Annotated in this window: 12 protein-coding genes; 7 read left to right on the top strand and 5 right to left on the bottom strand. The window is 71.1% G+C overall.

The features are described 5' to 3' along the window. Positions 1 to 1,329, top strand: a 1,329-nt coding sequence (locus ACILSK_RS23585; RefSeq protein WP_395729634.1) for a PKD domain-containing protein, incomplete at its 5' end; no start/stop codon positions are given. Between the two features lie 31 nt (positions 1,330 to 1,360). Here the strand turns inward: ACILSK_RS23585 and ACILSK_RS23580 are convergent. Continuing rightward, entirely contained in the window at positions 1,361 to 2,065 is a 705-nt protein-coding gene (locus ACILSK_RS23580; protein WP_395729633.1) for a LuxR C-terminal-related transcriptional regulator, read from the bottom strand. 193 nt (positions 2,066 to 2,258) lie between these two features. Between ACILSK_RS23580 and ACILSK_RS23575 the strand changes: the two genes are divergently transcribed. Beyond that, complete coding sequence (locus ACILSK_RS23575; protein ID WP_395729632.1) at positions 2,259 to 6,308, top strand: helix-turn-helix domain-containing protein; 4,050 nt, start codon at positions 2,259 to 2,261, stop codon at positions 6,306 to 6,308. Positions 6,309 to 6,996: 688 nt separating this feature from the next. Then, entirely contained in the window at positions 6,997 to 9,390 is a 2,394-nt protein-coding gene (locus ACILSK_RS23570) for a putative bifunctional diguanylate cyclase/phosphodiesterase (RefSeq protein WP_395729631.1), read from the top strand. 95 nt (positions 9,391 to 9,485) lie between these two features. Here the strand turns inward: ACILSK_RS23570 and glpK (ACILSK_RS23565) are convergent, their stop codons facing one another. Beyond that, complete coding sequence (gene glpK, locus ACILSK_RS23565) at positions 9,486 to 11,015, bottom strand: glycerol kinase GlpK (RefSeq protein WP_395729630.1); 1,530 nt, start codon at positions 11,013 to 11,015, stop codon at positions 9,486 to 9,488. Between the two features lie 199 nt (positions 11,016 to 11,214). Continuing rightward, positions 11,215 to 11,991, bottom strand: coding sequence for an IclR family transcriptional regulator (locus ACILSK_RS23560; protein WP_395729629.1), 777 nt, complete (start codon positions 11,989 to 11,991; stop codon positions 11,215 to 11,217). A gap of 267 nt (positions 11,992 to 12,258) precedes the next feature. On the opposite strand from ACILSK_RS23560, the gene glpX reads away from it, so the two are divergent. From glpX to glpK (ACILSK_RS23540), 4 genes are all read left to right on the top strand, one after another. Continuing rightward, the gene (gene glpX, locus ACILSK_RS23555; RefSeq protein ID WP_395729628.1) at positions 12,259 to 13,278 is read left to right on the top strand and encodes a class II fructose-bisphosphatase; all 1,020 of its coding nucleotides are present in this window, start codon (positions 12,259 to 12,261) and stop codon (positions 13,276 to 13,278) included. 37 nt (positions 13,279 to 13,315) lie between these two features. Next, positions 13,316 to 15,034 carry a glycerol-3-phosphate dehydrogenase/oxidase gene (locus ACILSK_RS23550; protein ID WP_395729627.1) on the top strand — a complete coding sequence of 573 codons (1,719 nt, stop codon included), beginning with the start codon at positions 13,316 to 13,318 and terminating at the stop codon, positions 15,032 to 15,034. 139 nt (positions 15,035 to 15,173) lie between these two features. Then, positions 15,174 to 15,953 carry an MIP/aquaporin family protein gene (locus ACILSK_RS23545; protein ID WP_395729626.1) on the top strand — a complete coding sequence of 260 codons (780 nt, stop codon included), beginning with the start codon at positions 15,174 to 15,176 and terminating at the stop codon, positions 15,951 to 15,953. Positions 15,954 to 16,077: 124 nt separating this feature from the next. Continuing rightward, positions 16,078 to 17,592: a glycerol kinase GlpK gene (gene glpK, locus ACILSK_RS23540; protein ID WP_395729625.1), complete on the top strand. Its 1,515-nt coding sequence runs from the start codon at positions 16,078 to 16,080 to the stop codon at positions 17,590 to 17,592. Positions 17,593 to 17,652: 60 nt separating this feature from the next. On the opposite strand, the gene epsC is transcribed toward glpK (ACILSK_RS23540), so the two are convergent. Together epsC and cysK are read right to left on the bottom strand one after the other, a co-directional pair. Next, on the bottom strand, positions 17,653 to 18,237 hold the full coding sequence (gene epsC, locus ACILSK_RS23535) for a serine O-acetyltransferase EpsC (RefSeq protein ID WP_395729624.1): 585 nt from the start codon (positions 18,235 to 18,237) through the stop codon (positions 17,653 to 17,655). After that, on the bottom strand, positions 18,237 to 19,169 hold the full coding sequence (gene cysK, locus ACILSK_RS23530; protein ID WP_395729623.1) for a cysteine synthase A: 933 nt from the start codon (positions 19,167 to 19,169) through the stop codon (positions 18,237 to 18,239). Before cysK ends, epsC begins: the two co-directional genes overlap by 1 nt. Positions 19,170 to 19,176: the final 7 nt, after the last annotated feature.

Below are 19,176 nucleotides of genomic sequence, written 5' to 3'. Positions count from 1 at the left end.
TCCGGCACCTACCTGTGGCTGATCGGCCGGGAGGCCGGCGCGGTGAGTTACCGCGCCAAACTCACCCTGACGGCCAACGGCGTCACCACCCTCTCGTTGACCCGTAGCAACAACGGCACCGACACCACCCTGGCGACGGTTCGGGTACCCGGCACGGTTGCCGCCGGCACGACGCTGCGGCTGCGTTTCGAACAGTTCGGCAGCGCGCCGACCAGGCTGCGCGCTTCGGCCTGGCCGGCGGCCGGGGCCGAGCCGGCGGACTGGATGCTGACCACCACCGACGCGACCGCGGCGCTGCAGTCACCCGGCGGATTCGGCATCGACAGCTACGTGTCCAGCAGCGCCACCGCCGGCCAGACGATCCAGGTCGACCGGTACTCGATCACCCGTCCCGGGTCGTCCCCGCCGCCACCGCCGCCACCGTCCAACGTCGCACCGACCGCGGTCATCGGCACCCCCGGGATCAACGGCCGGGCGGTGACGCTGGACGGCAGCGGGTCGGCGGACACCGACGGCACGGTGACCGCCTGGCAGTGGTCGTTCGGTGACGGCACCACGGCGGACGGGAAGAACGCCACCCACACGTACACCGCCGACGGCACCTACCCGGTGATCCTGACCGTCACCGACGACGATGGAGCCAGCGGGACCGCAACGGCGTCGGTGACGGTGGCCGCGCCGCCCCCGCCGGCCGCCGAGGCTGCGCGGGATGCATTCGGCCGCAACGCGACCGGGGCATGGGGGACCGCCGAGACAGGCGGCGCCTGGACGGTGCAGGGTGCGGTCGCCCGCTACTCGGTCGCCGATGGCGCCGGCCGCCAGGTGCTCGGCACCGCCGGCAGCACGGCCGAAAGCGCACTTCACTCGGTCGCGGCCACCGGATCGGACACCCGGTTGCGGATCGCCTGGAGCCGCACCGCGGCCGCCGGCACCCTGTACGCCACGGTCGTCCCACGGGCCGTCACCACTGCCGCCGACTACCGGGTCAAGGTGGTCGTGGGATCGAACGGGCGCCCGACGCTGTACCCGATCAAGCGGGTCGGAGGGGTCGAGACCAACCTCGCCATGATCACCCTGCCGATCACCGTCACCGCCGCCACGTCGTACTCGCTGGCGATCCGGTTGGCGCCGAGCGGCGCGTCGACGGTGCTGTCGGCGAAGCTGTGGCCGACCGGCACGGCGGAGCCGACGGCCTGGCAGGTGAGCGCGACCGACGGGACCGCCGCGTTGCAGGGCGCCGGCTCGGTCAGGCTGAGCAGCTACCTGTCCAGCTCCGCGACCGCGCCGGTGACGACGACGTTCGATGATCTGGTGATCAGCCGGCTCTGAGCGCCTCCGGGCGCCCCGGCCTGTGGGCCGGTCAGCCGGCGAGCAGGTCGGCCGGGGCCTCCGCCAGGTCGACCGGTTCGAGGCCGAGCAGCCTTTCCAGGTCGGCCGGCGAATGGTCGCGCAGGAACGCCGGGTACTTGCGGGCCACTGCCGCCCAGTGCTCCTCGGCCACTTTCCGGCTGATGAACAGCCGGCGGGCGATGCTCTCGAACTTTTCCCCGCGGGCCCGGGCCGACAGCACCATCTGCTGACGCTCGGTGAGCGACGGCACGGCCGAACGATCCAGTTGAGCCAGACCGGTCAACGTGGTGGTGACGACCAGCCGGCCGGCGGCGGCACCCCGGACCGCGGCCCGCAGCTCGTCCAGCGAGTCCGAGGTGTGGGCCATCGCCGTCGCCCCGGCGGTCAGGCACCCGAGCAGCACCAACGCGCTGCGCTCCGGGGTGTGCAGGCAGACCCGATAGCCCACGTCGGTGAGCGACCGGACCGCCCGGGCCCAGGCAGCGGACGGGGCGTCGTCGGTACCGGCGCGGTGGACGCCAAGGATGACCACGTCGGCGACCGGTCGGGCGGCCAGTAGCTCGTCGACCGTCGCGAACGCGCCGGCGCACGCGAACTCCGGCAGCACCAGCGGCAGCGCGGCCCGGGTCAAGGTCTGCGGGTCGATCACGGCGACGGTCCGCCCGGAACTGGCCGCCGAGCTGACGAGAGCGGAGTGGGCGCTGCGTGTCGCCACGGGGAACGATCCTTTCTGCCGACCGACGATGCCTGGGACCTATCCTGTCCAGCCACCGCCACGATCCGGCCCCGGATCGGTGAATCCGGACGACTCCGAACATGTGGCGACTATCTCCGCAGGTCTGAGCCCTCCACCGGGCCCGAGGGCGGTGGCGGTCGAACGTCCCAATCCGGAAACTAAGGTTGAGGTCATGACGAAGGGGGCAATTTCGGGTCGGTTCGCGGCGCCCGAGGGGGAGGATCCGTCGGCGATCGACGGCCGGACGGAATTGGCGGCGGCGTTGACCCGCCTGCGGGAGCGAAGCGGCCTGAGCGTGCGCGACCTGGCCCGGCGGGTGGACAGCCCGGTCGCCACCGTCGGCGGCTACCTCAGCGGTCGGCACCTGCCGACCACGGCCCAATCGGCGGTCTTCCTGCGGATGCTGGCGGCGTGCGGCGTCACCGATGACGCCGACCGGCGGGCCTGGTGGGAAGCGGTCGCCCGGGTACGGCGGGCCGGCGCCGCCCGCCCGGCCTCCGCCGTGCCGCCCTATCGCGGGCTGGAGAGCTTCCAGGTCCAGGACGCCGCTCTGTTCTTCGGGCGGGAACGGCTGACCGCTGATCTCCTTGCCCGGGTGAACGCGATCGGCGGCGCCGGGGGCCGCATGGTGGCCGTGGTCGGCCCCTCCGGTTCAGGTAAGTCGTCGCTGGCCCGGGCCGGGCTGATCCCGGCCTGGTCGGCCTCCGACGGTGCCGCCGAACGGCACCATGCGGACATGCCGGCGGACCGTGGCGGGCCGCGGTCCGGCGAGCCGTCCGCCTTCGTGATCACCCCGGGTGACCGACCGCTCCGCCGGCTGGCCGAGGTGCTGGCGGCCGGCCCGGGGTCGGGGCCGACCGGGGCGGAGGCCGTCGAACGAGCCCTGCGCGCGGAGGCGCCGGTGGCCGCCGGGTGGCTGGCGTCCGGCTTGCTGGTCGTCGACCAGTTCGAGGAGGTCTTCTCCTCCTGCCCCGACGAGCACGAGCGTCGGATCTTCATCGCCGCTCTCTGCGGGCTCGCCGGGGTGGGTGGTCCGCCGGCGCCGGGCGCTCGGGTGGTGATCGTGATCCGCGCCGACTTCTACGCGCCGGCCATCGGCGAGACCGCCCTGTTGCCGGTGCTGGCGCAGGCCCAGGTGGTGGTCGGCCCGATGACCACCGACGAGGTGCGGCGGGCCGTTCTGGAACCCGCCCGGATCGCGGGATGCGAGGTCGACGGCGAGCTGGTGGAGGTGCTGTTGCGGGACCTGAGCCCGCGGGGCGCCCCGTCCGGGGCCCTGGACGCGGCCGCGTTGCCGCTGCTGTCCCATGCACTGAGCGTCACCTGGCAACGGGCGACCCGGCGGCGTCTGACGGTGGCGGACTACCTGGCCACCGGCGGCGTCGCCGGCGCGGTGGCCCAGAGTGCCGAGGCCGTGCTCGCGGCCATGCCGGCCCGGCAGCAGGAGCTCACCGCCCGGATGTTCCTGCGGATGATCAACGTCGATGACGAGGCGGCCGTCACCCGTCGCCGGATGCCGCTGGCCGAGCTGCCCGGCCTCAACCTGCTCGCCGGGGCCGGGCCTACCGACGAGGCCGGCGGCAACGACCCCGCCGGGACCGGCGGGGTGGAACCGAACCGGGACGCGCAGGACGTCGTCGACCGATTCGTCGCCGCCCGGCTGATGACCATCGACGCCGAATCGGTGCAGATCTCGCATGAGGCACTGCTGGGGGCCTGGCCGCGGTTGCAGGGTTGGATCGACGAGAGCCGGGTCGCGCTGGGTGCGCAACGCCGGCTCGGCGAGGCGATCCGGGTGTGGCACGACAGCGGCCGTGACGCGTCGGCGCTGCTCGGCAGTACCCGGCTGGCCGCGATGCAGGAATCGCTCGACGCCGGATCGATCGTCCTCACCACCGGGGAAGCCGAGTTCCTCGCCGCGAGTGCGGCTGCCGTCGCCGAGCAGCGCGCCGCCCGGGTCCGCGGTACCCGGCGGCGCCGGGTCATCGTCGCGGCCATCACCGCGCTGGCCGTGCTGGCCTCCGGACTGGCCGTGTTCGCGGTTGTCTCCCGCCGGGCCGCCGCCGTCCAGCAGCAGGCCGCGGCGGACTTGCGCAACCTGGCCATGGCGGGCGACCTGGCGACCGCGGCGGCGAACACGGTCCGGTCGCAGGATCCCAACGTGGCGGCGCAGCTGACCATCGTGTCCTACCGCATGGCGCCCACCCTGCAGGGCCGGTCCGAGCTGCTGAACGCGACCGCCCAGCCGCTGGTCACTCGAGTGCTGGGCGCGAAAGGCCCAACCATGCAGGCGTTGTCGCCGGACGGCCGGCTCCTGGCCGTCGCCGACGGGTCCGCCGGCTCGGTACGGCTGATGTCGATCGCCGACCCCTTGCACCCGACCGTGCTCGGTACCGCGGTGCCGGCCGCGCGGACGCAGCAGTTCTCGGTGGCGTTCAGCCCGGACGGCCGGATCCTGGCCGCCGGCAGCAGCAAGGGCGTGGTCCAGCTCTGGGACGTCACCGACCCCGCCCGGCCGGAACCGCTGGGTGAGCCCATCACCCGGTTCCCGTCGGGAGTCTTCGGCGTCGTGTTCACCCCCGACGGGCAGACCCTGCTCGCCGGCGGGGAGGGCGGGACGATCGCTCGGTGGTCCATCGCCGACCCCGCCCGCCCCGCCGAGCTCCCCGGCCTGCCGACCATCGGCCTGGTGCAGACCATGTCGCTCTCGCCCGACGGGTCGCTGCTGGCCGTCGGTGGTCGCGACCCGAACGTGCAGCTGTGGTCGCTGGCCGGTCCGGACGGACCGACCCAGGTCGCCGCCGTCCCCGGCGGGCAGCTCGTCGTGACGTCCGCGGCGTTCGGCCCCGACGGGACGACCCTCGCGGTCGGCGCTCGCGACGGCGCCGTCACCGTCTGGAACGTCGGCGACCCGGCCGCCCCCGTCCGGATCGAGGCCGGCCTGACACCGTTCACCAACCTCGTCAACGTGCTCGCCTTCAGCGCCGACGGGTCGCTGCTGGCCGCCGGCGGGTCCGACGGAACGGTCCGGGCCTGGCGGACCACCGACTGGGTGCCGGTCGGCCAGATGGCCCACCCCGGGCCGGTCACCGGGCTGGCCGTCACGGCCGACGGCTCGCGGCTGATCTCGTCCGCCGCCGACGGCACCACCCGGCTCTGGCTGACGGCCGGCACCGCGATCCGCGAACTGCCCGACACCGTGTTCAGCCTCGGCTGGACGCCGGACGGGAGGAACCTCGCCGTGGCCCCGGGACCGGCCGCCAACGCGATCTCGCTGTGGGACGTGGCGGGCAGTCCGAACCCCGTCAAGGAATCGACCGCGGCCCCGACCGACCCCACCCAGCGCTACGGCGGAGGGGTGGCGATCAGTCCCGACGGCCGAACGATGGCCGCCACCCTCAGCGACGGCGGCACGCAGCTGTGGGACATCGCCGATCCGGACCACCCGGTGCCGATCGGCACGCCGTTGACCGGACCGACGGACATCGTCCAGCAGGTGACGTTCAGCGCCGACGGCAGGCACCTCGCCGTTGCGGTCAACGATGCCTCGGTGTGGTTGTGGAACGTCGCCGACCCCGCCGTCCCGGTGCCGGAGGCGACGCTGCCGGACCTGGGCGGCCCGGTGTACTCGGTGGCATTCGGGGACGGCGACCGGATCCTCGCCGCCGCGACCACTGCCGGCCAGGCGAAGGTCTGGACCCTCGACGATCCCAGCCATCCCGTGTTGGCCAGCACCATCGACGCCGGGCAGAGCTACTCGTTCGCCGTGACCGTCTCCCCGGACGGGCGCGAGCTGGCCGTCGCCGGCGCCGACCGGGAAGTCCGCCGCTGGGACATCCACGATCCGGCGAACCCGGCGGAGATCAGCCGCCCGTTGACCGGACCCGGTAGTGACCTCTACTGGGTCGACTACAGCCCGGACGGCCGGCTGCTCGCCGCCGCCGGCACCGACCACAGCGTGTGGCTGTGGGACGTCAGCGATCCCGCGAACCCGCAGACCTACGCGACCCTCGGGAAGTCCGACGGGCCGCTGTTCGTCGCCGAGTTCAATCCCACCGGGAGCACGATCGCCGCCGGCGGGTCCGACCACTCGGTCCACCAGTGGCTCACCGACCCGGCGGCCGCGCAGGACATGATCTGCGCGACCGTTGGTGCCCCGCTCACCGAGCAGGAATGGCAGGTCTACCTGCCGGACGAGCCGTACGCGCCGCCCTGCACCTGACCGTCCGGTCCCGTGTCAACCCGGATAACTCCGGGTTGTCCGGTTTCGCCGGTTCGGCGAAGCTGGAGGCGGAGGGTGAACCAGGGGGCCGCCGCACACGGGGCCGAGGCCCGACGTCGGCCCCGTGTGCGTCGGGACGGAAGGTCCATCCGAATGTCGCCGGCGAGAGCGCCGTGTGATCACCGTCGCAGTGAAATATTCCTCGAATCGGAATCAAACTGCCCTGCCGGGCGTCTGTATAAGTGGCCGGCCCTGGATGCGAAGGTGGCAATCACCGGCAGACGGTGCGCGTGACGCGCGCGGCAGTCGAGCTTGGGCGATGCGGGAGGTTCGATTCCTCCCGACGGCACCACGTGTTTCTTGATGCGAACCGCACGCGGCCTCTCCGAGGAAGTTCGGAGGGGCCGTTCTCGGCATTCGGCACAGGTGGTCGGCACCCGGCGCAACAGACCGCGCGACCCCGTCACTCATCGTCACGTTCGCCGCGGAAGGCTGAACTGCGCGACTCGCGCGGGGGACAGCAGGCGCGGCGGGTGTCGTGAGCCGCCGGACTGAGCGACAGTGGCCGGACAGCACGCTCAGCGGGCGGCACGCCTGGCCGGGTCGCCCTTCCGGGGGGCCAGTGAGCACGATCGACGAAGGTGCGGCGGATTCTCGAGCCGTCGCCCCGGGCCGTGGGGGACCAACCGTGTGGCGCAGGCCCGCGGTCTACTGCGCGGGCGCCTTCACCGCATTGCTGATCGCGGCGTGCCTGCTGGCCAACCTGCTGACCGGCGAGGACTCGTCGACGGCGTCCGTCGTGTACAACCTGGCCCAGCTGGCCGCCGCCACCCTCGCCGCGGTGGCCTCGGCGGTGGTCGTGCGAAGGCACCGGATGCCGGTTCGCCGGACCTGGATCGTCGTCGCGATCGCCAGCGGGTGCTGGGCCATCGGCCAGAGCTACTGGTGCTATGTCGAGGTCCTGCGCGGTGGCGAAATGACGACGGTGTCGATCGCCGACCTGTTCTTCCTGGTGTTCGCCGCGCTGATGGTGGTTGCGGTCGCACCGACCCAGGGCCTGCAGACCGACCGGCTGCGCACCTTGCTGGACGCCTTCATCATCGGCATGTCGCTGTTCACCATCAGCTGGTCGACGTCGATCAACGAGATCGCCAAGACGGCGGCCGACGGCACCGAGATCCTGACCCTGCTGGTCAACCTTGCCTATCCCTGCTTCGACATCGTCGTGCTCACCATGGTCATCCTCAATGTCTCGCGGCGAACCGGGCAGCGCTCCAGCCTGACCGCGCTGGCGCTGGCCATGGGCCTGATCACGGTCTCGGACAGCTTCTACGTCTATCTGATCGCGACGGAGTCGTTTTCGTCCGGATCCACGGTCGCCCTCGGATGGATCGCCGGCTTCGGGCTGATCGGGTGCGCGGCCTTCGCCAGCCCGGATCACCCGTCGACCGGGTCCGCCCGTGGGTCGGTCGGGCCGGCGCGGCCGATCCACACCCGGCGGGCGAGCAGCCTGCCCTACATCCCGTTGGTGCTCGCGCTCCTGGTCGTGGGGATCAACCGGTTGGACAATGTCGTCGACCGGGTGAGCGGCATCGCCCTGGTGCTGACCTTCATGGGCGTGCTCGCCCGCCAGTACCTGACCATTCGGGACAACGCCACCCTCACCCAGGACCTGGAGAAACGGGAGAGCGAGCTCGCTCGGCAGGCGTTTCAGGACATCCTGACCGGTCTGCCCAACCGGGCCCTGTTCATCGACCGGGCGGCCCATGCCCTGGAACAGCATCGCCGCAGCATGCGCCCGCTCGCGTTGATGTTCGTCGACCTGGATGACTTCAAGGCGGTCAACGACACGCTCGGTCATCCGGTCGGCGACCAGCTGGTGATCCGGGTGGCGGAGCGCCTGCGCGGGGCCATCCGGTCCAGCGACACCGTCGCCCGCTTCGGTGGTGACGAGTTCGCGGTGCTGGCCGAAGGGGAGGACACCGACGCCGTCGAACTCGGTTCCCGGCTGGTCGAGTCATTGCGCCCGCATTTCACGCTGGGCAAGGAACAGCTGTCCATCGGCGCGAGCATCGGAATCGCCGAGGTGGCGGCGGCTCAGGTGACCCCCACCCTGGACGAGCTCTTCTCGCAGGCGGACATCGCGATGTACGCCGCCAAGCGGGCCGGCAAGGGTCAACTCGCGATCTACGAGCCGTCGATGGTGCTGCCGGAGGCGGCCGACCTGCGATACCGGCCGCTGCTGACGGAGGCCATCCGCACCGGCGCGATCGACTGCGTCTACCAGCCGATCCTGGACCTGGCCACCGGGCGGGTGCAGTGCATGGAGGCGCTGGCCCGCTGGCAGGTCGACGGCCAGCCGGTCCGTCAGGACTACTTCATCAAGCTCGCCGGCCGACTCAAGCTACTGCCGGCGCTCACCGACCTGATGGTCGATCGGGCGTGTGCCCAGCTCGCCGACTGGGCCGCCCGGCTCGGTCGAAGCGACCTGCAGGTCGGGGTCAACGTTCCGCCCGGCCTGATGACCGATCGCGAGTTCCCGCACCGGATCGCCGCCACCCTGCAGCGGCACCGGGTCCCCGCCGACCGGCTCGTGCTGGAGATCACCGAGGACGCCCTGCTCGGCGAGCTGGCGGTGGCCCGCTCGGTCGCCGATCAGCTGCGCCGGGCCGGGGTGCAGCTCTGGCTGGACGACTTCGGCACGGGGTACTCCTCACTGCTGAGTCTGCGGCAGATCAGCCTGCAGGCGGTCAAGATCGACATCGCGTTCGTGGCGAACATTCACACCGACCCGTCGGCAGCGCAGTTCCTGCGGGCCCTGCTCGCGCTGGGTCGTGATCTCGAGCTGACGGTCACCGCCGAGGGGGTGGAACTGCCCGAACAGGCGGCGGTGCTCCGCGAGCTCGGCTGCCCGTTCGTGCAGGGCTTCCTGTACGCCCGCCCGGCCCCGGCCGGCGAATTCGACCTGCTGCTGAGCACCGGAAGCGCCGAGGCGGCCGAGGCCGCCGCGCGCTTCGAGTCGGGTGCGCCGACCCGACCGACCACTCCGGTCGACCGGGGGCACCCGCTCACCCTGGGTTGACCATGGAGTGCGGTTGCTCGTCGGGCCGGCTCTGACCGGGGTGGCCGGTCCGTGATCGGCAGCGATGCGGGAGCGGGGTCGGGTCGGCTGTGGGGTCAGCCCGGGCGTTGACCCCACATACGCGCGATGGCGATCGCGTGCCGCCACCGGGCGCGTTCCGCGTCCCGCCGGTCCACCGGCATCGACGGGCGCCATTCACCTGCCTTACGCCAGAAGCCGCGCAGCACCTGCCGGTCGGACCAGTATCCGGCGCCGAGCCCGGCCGCGTACGCCGCGCCCAGCGCGACCGTCTCGGCCATCATCGGCCGGACCACCGGGATGTCCAGCACATCGGCGATCGTCTGCATCAGCAGGTTGTCGCTGGTCATCCCGCCGTCCACGGCCAGCGACCGGGCGGCCACCCCGGCGTCGGCGTTCATCGCGTCCACGACGTCGTGGGTCTGCCAGGCCGTCGCCTCCAGCACCGCCCGGGCGATGTGCCCCTTGCGCACGTACGACGTCAGGCCGACCAGGACGCCCTGGGCGTCGTTGTCCCAGTACGGCGCGAACAGTCCGGAGAACGCCGGCACCAGGTAGCAGCCGCCGTTGTCGGGTACGGATCGCGCGAGCGTCTCGATCTCCGCCGGCGAGCGGATGAGGCCGAGACTGTCCCGGCACCACTGCACCAGGCCGCCCGCCTGGGCGATCGATCCCTCCAGCGCATACACCGCCGGCTCCCCGTCGAACTTGTGGGCCACCGTGGTGATCAGTCCGTGCGTCGATCGCACCACCTCCTGGCCGGTGTTGAGCAGCAGGAAGCTGCCGGTGCCGAACGTGCACTTGGCCTCGCCTGCGTCGAACGCGGTCTGCCCGAACAGGGACGCCTGCTGGTCGCCGATCAACGCCCCGATCGGGATGCCCGGCACCGGATCCACGGTCGTCCCGACGGTGCCGATGGTGGGCCGGATCTCCGGCAGCACCGCTCGCGGGATGTCCATCGCCGCGAGCAGCGTCTCGTCCCAGTCCAGGGTGTCCAGGTTCATCAGCATCGTGCGGCTGGCATTGGTCACGTCCGTCACGTGCACTCCCGGCGGCCGTCCGGTGCCCCCCGGGCCGCCGGTCAGGTTCCAGGTGATCCAGCTGTCCATGGTGCCGAACATCAGCTCGCCGGCCTGGGCCGCGGCGGCCACGGCCTGGTCGCGATCAAGCATCCAGCGCAACTTGGACGCCGAGAAGTAGTTCGCCATCGGTAATCCCGTACGGGCCTGGATCGTGGCCGGGCCGATCCGGTCGGCGAACCGGGCCAGCACCTCGGCGGTCCGGGTGTCCTGCCAGACGATCGCCCGACCGACCGGAACGCCCGTCCGCCGGTTCCACAGCACCGACGTCTCCCGCTGGTTGGTCACCCCCAGGGCCACCACCTGGGTGGGGGACACCCCGGCGTCGTCGAGCGCCTGCGGCACGATTCGCCGGACGATCGACCAGATCTCGGCGGCGTCGTGCTCGACCCAGCCCGGGTGCGGGTAATGCTGCTGGTGCTCCCGCTGAGCGATCGACACCATCCGGCCCCGCCGGTCGAACAGCATGCACCGGGTCGACGTGGTGCCCTGGTCGAGCGCCGCGACCAGCCGCTGCGGGCTCGTCACCGCCACCCCCGGCGTTCCCCGCCAGGCTGATCAAACCCGCGCGCGGTCCCCGGTTTGCCCGGTCGGGGCGCGGCTTTGATCAGCGGTCCGCCGGGCGGCGTCGGGGTTCGCTGATCAAACCCGCGGCCTGTGCCCGGTTTGCCCGGTCGGGGCGCGGCTTTGATCAGCGGTCCGAGGTGGGCCGGCCGGGCGTAGACCCTCATCGCGCCGCTCGCCCGTGCCCGAGCTCACGGGAGATCGCCCGACCGGCCCGGACAACCTGGTTGACCAAGGCGGTCCGCGGCCGCAGGCGGTCGTCGCAGACCCGATCAGTCGCCCCCTCGATGCCGACGACCGCCACGACATACCCGCCGCGGTCGCGGATGGGGGCGGCGATACCCGCGACCACCGGATCGACCTCACCCACCGACCCGGCCCAGCCCACGTCCCGGATGCCGGCGAGTTCCTTCTGCAGGGTGACCCGATCGGTGATCGTCCGGCCGGTCAGGGCGGGCAAGTCCTGCCGCAGGATGCTGCGGGCGGCACCCGGGTAGAAAGCGAGCAGCACCTTGCCCAGCGCGCTGGCGTGCAACGGGACGATCGAACCGGTCATCAGCACCTGCGTGCCGCCGTCCGCCCGGAAGACATGGTGGGCGACCTCGGCCCGGCCGCGATGGAAGGTGGCCACCCGGGCCGACTCGCCGGTGCGCGCGGCCAGCGCGTCCGTCCAGTTCATGGCCAGCGACCGCAGCTCGTTCGGGTCGAGCTTCTCGCCGCGTCCGAGGTGGAACAGGTCGGCGGCCACCCGGTACGGCCCGTTGGGCACGTCCTGCTCGACGAAGCCGACGTCCTCCAACGTGCGCAGGATTCCGTGCGCGGTCGGCTTGGCCAAGCCGAGCGCGGAGGCGACCTGGGCCAGGGCCAGGGGCTCGTCCTCGTCGGCCAGCAGGCGCAGGATCGACGCCGCGCGCTCGACGGACTGAACGTTGCCGGGCACGCTCGCACCCTACTCCGCGGTCGGGCCACCCGTTCGACTATGTCGAACGCCACGGATTGTGCGGGGTCGGTGGCCCGGATACGGTCGCGAGCGAATGGGCACTGGGCCATGATGAGGCGGACGGCGAGGAGGCGGTGGGATTGCGGATCGTCGCGGCCCGCTCGACGTGCTCGCGGTCGCGTTCCGTGCCAGCGTGGTGCGCGGTTGCCGCCGGTCCCCGACCGGTGGTCCACCCGGCCCGTCCGCCCTTCGAGTGAGGATCCATTCATGACCAGCACCCAGCCCCGTTCCACCGGCCGCAAGCGCGAGCCCGACCGCAACCTCGCGGTCGAGCTCGTCCGCGCCACCGAGGCCGCCGCGATGGCGTCCGGCCGATACCTGGGGCGTGGCGACAAGAATCAGGTGGACGCGGCCGCGGTGGACGCGATGCGGCCGGTGCTGGGCACCGTCGCCATGCGTGGTGTCGTGGTGATCGGCGAGGGCGAGAAGGACGAGGCGCCCATGCTGTTCAACGGCGAGCAGGTCGGCGACGGCACCGGGCCCGAAGTCGACATCGCGGTCGATCCGGTGGACGGAACCACCCTGGTCGCCAAGGCCCTGCCGGACGGGCTGTCGGTGGTCGCGCTCGCCGAGCGCGGCAAGATGTTCGATCCGGGCCCGTGCTTCTACATGCGCAAGCTCGTGGTGCCGCCGGCGGCGGCCAGCGCGATCGATCCGGAGGCACCCGTCGGCGAGATCATCGCGGCGGTCGGCAAGGCGCTGGGCCGCAGGACCGACGATCTGACGGTGGCCGTGCTCGATCGCCCCCGGCACGAGGGGCTGATCGAGTCGATCCGGTCGGTCGGGGCAATGATCAAGTTCCTGCCCGACGGGGACGTGGCCGGGGCGATCATGGCCGCGTCCGAGGACACCATCGACGCCGGCGTCGACCTGCTGTTCGGCATCGGCGGCACCCCGGAGGGGGTCATCGCCGCCGCGGCCCTGCGCTGCCTCGGCGGGGCCATCTTCGGTCGGTTGCATCCGCGCAACGACGAGGAGCGGGCCGCGGCCATCGAGCAGGGCTACGATCTTGACAGGATCCTGACCACCACCGAGTTGTGCGGTGGGGATGACGTCTTTTTCGCGGCCACCGGTGTCACCGATGGTGCGCTGCTCAAGGGTGTGCGCTACGGCTCGGAGCGCATCAGCACCACCTCGCTGTCCATGCGTGCGCGCTCGGGCACCATCCGTTTCATCCAGACCTTCCACGATCCCGATCGTTCGTCCCTGGTACCCCCGCTCGGCTGAGCGCGGGTCCGGGCTGATTCAAAGGAGAACAGCGAATATGGGCGTTCAGCCCTCCGAACTCAGTCCCACCACCCGGGCCAAGGCCCTGGACGAGATGGCCGCCGGCGAGGTGGATGTGCTGGTCATCGGCGCCGGCGTGGTCGGCGCCGGGGCGGCCCTCGATGCGGCCAGCCGAGGACTGTCCGTCGCCCTGGTCGAGGCCCGGGACCTGGCGGCGGGCACCTCGAGCCGGTCGTCCAAGCTGGTGCACGGTGGCCTGCGCTACCTCAAGCAGCTGAACTTCTCATTGGTGTTCGAGGCCCTGCGGGAGCGCTCGCTGATCCTCGAGACGCTGTGCCCGCACCTGGCCCGCCCGGTCGAGTTCATCTACCCGTTGGAGCGCAAGGGGATCGACCGCGGTTACGTCGGTCTCGGCATCGGCGTGTACGACGTGCTCGGCGCGGGCAAGGGCGTGCCGTCGCACCACAAGCACCTGAGCAAGCGCAAGACACTGGAGATGTTCCCGGACGGCAAGAAAGGACACATCCAGGGCGCGATCAAGTTCTACGAGGGCCAGCTCGACGACGCCCGGCACACCATGATGATCGCCCGGACCGCCGCCGCCTACGGCGCGCTGGTGGCGACCAGCGCCCGGGTGACCGCGCTGACCAAGCGGGGCGAGAAGGTGGTCGGCGCGACCGTCCGCGACCTGGAAACCGGCCGGGACATCCAGGTCAAGGCCAAGACCGTGGTCAACGCCACCGGCGTCTGGACCGACGACATCCAGCAGATGATCGGCGGCAAGGGCGGCTTCCGGGTGCAGGCGTCCAAGGGCGTGCACATCGTCGTCCCGCGGGATCGCATCAAGTCCAAGACCGGGCTGATCACCGAGACCGAGAAGAGCCTGCTGTTCATCATTCCGTGCCCGTGGAGTGACGACTTCTGGGTGATCGGCACCACCGACACCCCATGGGATCTGGACCGGGCGCATCCGGCCGCCAGCCGCACGGACATCGACTACATCCTCGAGCACGCCAATGGTCTGCTCGAGAAGCCGCTCACCCGTGACGATGTCGTCGGTGTCTACGCCGGCCTCCGGCCGCTGCTGGCCGGCGAGTCGGACCAGACCAGCAAGCTGTCGCGCGAGCACGCCTGCGTCTCGCCGGTACCCGGGCTGGTCATCATCGCCGGCGGCAAGTACACGACCTACCGGGTGATGGCCAAGGACGCCGTCGACGAGGCCGCCAAGCAACTCGCCGGCCCCGTCGAGAAGTCCTGCACCGAAAAGGTTCCCCTGATCGGGGCGGACGGCTACCAGGCGTTGTGGAACACCCGGGCCCGGCTGGCCGAGCGGACCGGCCTGGATCTGCCCCGGGTCGAGCACCTCCTCGGCCGGTACGGCAGTGCGATCAACGATCTGCTCGCCCTGATCGACGACGATGCCGCGCTGGCCCAGCCGCTCACCTCGGCGCCGAAGTACCTGAAAGTCGAGGCCGTCTACGCGGTTTCGCACGAGGGAGCGTTGCATCTGGATGACATCCTGGCCCGGCGTACCCGCATCTCCATCGACACCTGGGACCGGGGTGACGGTGCCGCCCGCGAGGTCGCCGACCTCGTCGCGCCGATCCTGGGCTGGGACGCGTCCGCGATCGAGCGCGAGGTCGACCACTACCGCAGCCGGGTGGCTGCGGAGCGTGAGTCCCAGGAGCAGCTCGACGACCGCACCGCCGACGCGGCCCGCCTCGGCGCGGAGGACGTCCGGGTCGGCGCCGGATGACGCCATTGATGTCGAATCGAGAACATATCGTCACAAAGTGATCACAGCTGAAAAGTCTGGGCTCGTGACCCCCGGGAAGGGCGTACGTTCCGTTCTGATCGCTTGGTGATCATGGTATTTCCCGCCCCGCAGGTGTTGCGTGGGCGGCTCGATCGGCAAGGAGGCCGCATTGCATCCGACCAACGGACAGATCTTCATCTCCGAATTCACCGGCACGGCGATGCTGTTGCTGCTGGGTTGTGGGGTGGTCGCCACCGCAATTCTCAAGGGCAGCAAGGGTGAGGGCGGAGGTTGGCTACTCATCAACTTCGGGTGGGGCCTGGCCGTGTTCGCGGGCGTGTACGTCGCGTTCCGCAGCGGCGCCCACCTGAATCCGGCCGTCACCCTGGCGCTGGCGATCACCGGACCCGACAACGGCGGCATCCCGTGGTCGGAGGTACCGATCTACTTCGCCGCCGAACTGCTCGGCGCCTTCGTCGGCGCGATCGTCGCCTGGCTGGCGTTCAAGCAGCACTTCGACGCCGAAGAGGATCCGGGCAAGAAGCTCGGCGTCTTCTCCACCGGCCCGGCGATCCGCAACTACGGGTGGAACACGCTCACCGAGGTCGTCGGCACCTTCGTCCTGGTGTTCGTCATCCTCATCTCCGGCGGCACGCCGTCCGGCCTCGGCCCGCTGTTCGTCGCCCTGCTGGTCGTCGGCATCGGCGCCTCGCTCGGTGGGCCCACCGGATACGCGATCAACCCGGCCCGTGACCTCGGACCGCGCATCGCGCACGCCATCCTGCCCATCAAGGGCAAGGGCTCGTCGGACTGGGGCTACTCCTGGGTCCCGATCGTCGGCCCGTTCATCGGTGGTGCGCTCGGCGCGCTGCTGTTCCTGGCGCTGGGTGGCCCGGGGATCTTCCCGGGCGTGTCCTGACGCCCGTCCGCACCATGTGATCGGCGAGGTGCCCGGCCCTATCCGGGCCGGGCATCCCGGCCGTGTTCCCCACCAAGTGGTTCACCGCTTCACCGTCGAAGCAACGAAAGGGAAGTAGCAGCGCATGAGTGAGAAGTACGTCGCCGCAATCGATTCCGGTACGACCTCGGTCCGGTGCATGATATTCAACCGCGAGGGCCGGGTCGTCTCGGTCGATCAGCGCGAACATGAGCAGATCTTTCCGCGCGCCGGTTGGGTCGAGCACAACGCGACTGAGGTGTGGCACAACACGCGGCTCGTGGCCGCCGATGCGCTGGCCAAGGCCGACCTGAACGAGAGCGACATCGCCGCGGTCGGCATCACCAACCAGCGGGAGACCGCGCTGGTCTGGGACCGCACCACCGGCGAACCGGTCTACAACGCGATCGTCTGGCAGGACACCCGCACCGATGCCATCTGTCAGGAACTCGGCGCCCTCGGTGGGGGCGCCGAGCGGTACAAAGCGAAGGTGGGTCTGCCGCTGGCGACCTACTTCTCCGGCCCGAAGGTCCGCTGGATCCTGGACAACGTCGAGGGTGCGCGGGCCAAGGCCGAGGCCGGCGACCTCGTGTTCGGCAACATGGACACCTGGACGTTGTGGAACATGACCGGCGGGGTGGACGGTGGCCTGCACGTCACCGACCCGACCAACGCCTCCCGGACCATGCTGATGGACCTGGACACGTTGTCCTGGGACGCCGGGATCGCCAAGGACATGGGCATTCCGCTGTCCATGCTGCCGGAGATCCGGTCGTCGTCCGAGGTGTACGGCAACGGCCGGGAGAAGGGCTCCTTCGCCGGGGTGCCGATCGCCGGCATTCTGGGCGACCAGCAGGCGGCCACCTTCGGCCAGGCCTGCCTGTCCCCGGGCGAGGCCAAGAACACCTACGGCACCGGCTGCTTCATGCTGCTGAACACCGGAACCGAGAAGGTGCCGTCGAAGAACGGCCTGCTGACGACGGTCTGCTACAAGATCGGCGACCAGCCGACCGTGTACGCGCTGGAGGGCTCGATCGCCATCGCCGGCTCGCTGGTGCAGTGGCTACGGGACAACCTCGGTCTCATCTCCAGTGCCCCGGAGATCGAGGAGCTGGCCGCCGACGACAACGGTGGTTGCTACTTCGTGCCCGCCTTCTCGGGTCTGTTCGCCCCGCACTGGCGCTCCGACGCCCGCGGCGCGATCGTCGGCCTGACCCGGTACGTCAACAAGACGCATATCGCCCGGGCGGTGCTGGAGGCCAACGCCTACCAGACCAAGGAGGTCCTGGACGCGATGAACGCCGACTCCGGCGTCGCGCTCACCGCGCTCAAGGTCGACGGCGGCATGGTCGCCAACGACACCCTCATGCAGTTCCAGGCCGACATCCTCGACGTCCCGGTGATCCGCCCGGTCGTCGCCGAGACCACCGCGCTCGGCGCCGCCTATGCCGCGGGCCTGGCCGTCGGGTTCTGGAACTCCGAGGACGACATCCGCAACAACTGGGCCGAGGACAAGCGCTGGGAGCCGTCGATGGACGGGTCCGAGCGGGATCGGCTGTACCGGCAGTGGAAGAAGGCCGTCACCAAGACCCTCGACTGGGTCGACGAGGACACCGCCTGAGTGGTGCTGGGCCCGTCCGCCCGGAGCAGTTCTGGCTGCGGGCGGACGGGCCGAACCGGATCAGATGTAGATCGCGGGGTCGTCGAACTCGGCCCCGTCCTGGGCGGATCCGGGCAACGGCCGGATCCGCACCGGGATGCCGACCGCCAGATGGTCGGCCGGCACGTCCGAGATGACCACGGCGTTGGCCCCGATCTGGGCGCGCGCGCCGATCGAGAGCGGACCAAGGATCTTCGCGCCCGCCCCGACGGTGACGTGGTCGCCCAGGGTCGGATGCCGCTTGCCCTTGCGCATCGACCGCCCGCCCAGGGTGACGCCGTGGAACAGCAGCACGTCGTCGCCGACCTCGGCGGTCTCGCCGATCACCACACCCATCCCGTGATCGATGAACAGCCGTCGACCCAGCCGGGCGCCGGGATGGATCTCTATGCCGGTGAGGAACCGGGACGCCTGCGACAGCAGCCGGGCCGGCAGGCGCAGGCCCGGCCGCTGCCACAGCCAGTGCGACACCCGGTGGATCCAGACGGCGTGCACACCCGGGTAGCCCAGCGCGATCTCGACCAGAGAACGGGCCGACGGGTCCTGCTGATGGGCCGCCCGAAGGTCCTCCAGGGCGACGGTCAGCGCGAGCCGGAGACCGGCCATCAGTCCATCAGGTCGGCGTAGAGCACGGACGACAGGTAGCGCTCGCCGAACGACGGCACGATCACGACGATCAGTTTCCCCGCGTTCTCCGGACGCCCCGCCACCTGGATCGCGGCATGGATCGCGGCACCGGAGGAGATGCCGACCAGCAGGCCTTCCTGGGTGGCCGCCGCCCGGGCCACCGTCACCGCGGTCTCGGCGTCGACATCGATGATCTCGTCGTAGACGGTGCGGTCCAGGATGTCCGGCACGAAGTTGGCCCCGATGCCCTGGATCTTGTGCGGGCCGGGCGCGCCTCCGTTGAGGATCGGCGATTCGGCCGGCTCGACCCCGATCATCTGCACGGACGGCTTGCGGTCCTTGAGGACCTGGCCGACGCCGGTGATCGTCCCGCCGGTGCCGATGCCGGCCACCACCACGTCGACGGTGCCGTCGGTGTCGTCCCAGATCTCCACGGCCGTGGTCTGCCGGTGGATCTCGGGGTTGGCGGGGTTGGCGAACTGCCGGGCCAGGACGGCGCCGGGACGTTCCTTGGCGATCTCCTCGGCCTTGTCCACGGCCCCCTTCATGCCCAGCGGGCCGGGCGTCAGGATCAGCTCCGCGCCGTAGGCGCGCAGCAGGGCGCGGCGTTCCTTGGACATGGTCTCGGGCATCGTGAGGACGACGTTGTACCCGCGGGCCGCGCCGACGAAGGCCAGCGCGATCCCGGTGTTGCCACTGGTCGCCTCGACGATCGTGCCGCCGGGCGGCAGCTCGCCGGACCGCTCGGCCGCGTCGATGATCGCGACGCCGATCCGGTCCTTGACCGAGCTGGCCGGGTTGTAGAACTCGAGTTTGGCCACGACGGTTGCGCCCAGGCCCTCGGTCAGTCGGTTCAACCGCACCAGTGGCGTGTTGCCGATCAGCTTCGTGACGTCGTCGTAGACCTTCACGTCCGGA

Origin of the sequence: Nakamurella sp., assembly GCF_044224575.1 — a bacterium.
Lineage (GTDB): Bacteria > Actinomycetota > Actinomycetes > Mycobacteriales > Nakamurellaceae > Nakamurella.
The sequence above is the reverse complement of the archived record's forward strand: the minus strand, read 5'-3'. Positions and strand labels throughout refer to the sequence as shown.

Excerpts from the sequence above, each read along its gene's own strand:
- ACILSK_RS23575 (WP_395729632.1), top strand. The coding sequence starts at position 2,259 with ATGACGAAGGGGGCAATTTCGGGTCGGTTCGCGGCGCCCGAGGGGGAG.
- ACILSK_RS23550 (WP_395729627.1), top strand. The coding sequence starts at position 13,316 with ATGGGCGTTCAGCCCTCCGAACTCAGTCCCACCACCCGGGCCAAGGCC.
- glpX (WP_395729628.1), top strand. The coding sequence starts at position 12,259 with ATGACCAGCACCCAGCCCCGTTCCACCGGCCGCAAGCGCGAGCCCGAC.
- epsC (WP_395729624.1), bottom strand. The coding sequence starts at position 18,237 with ATGGCCGGTCTCCGGCTCGCGCTGACCGTCGCCCTGGAGGACCTTCGG.
- glpK (WP_395729625.1), top strand. The coding sequence starts at position 16,078 with ATGAGTGAGAAGTACGTCGCCGCAATCGATTCCGGTACGACCTCGGTC.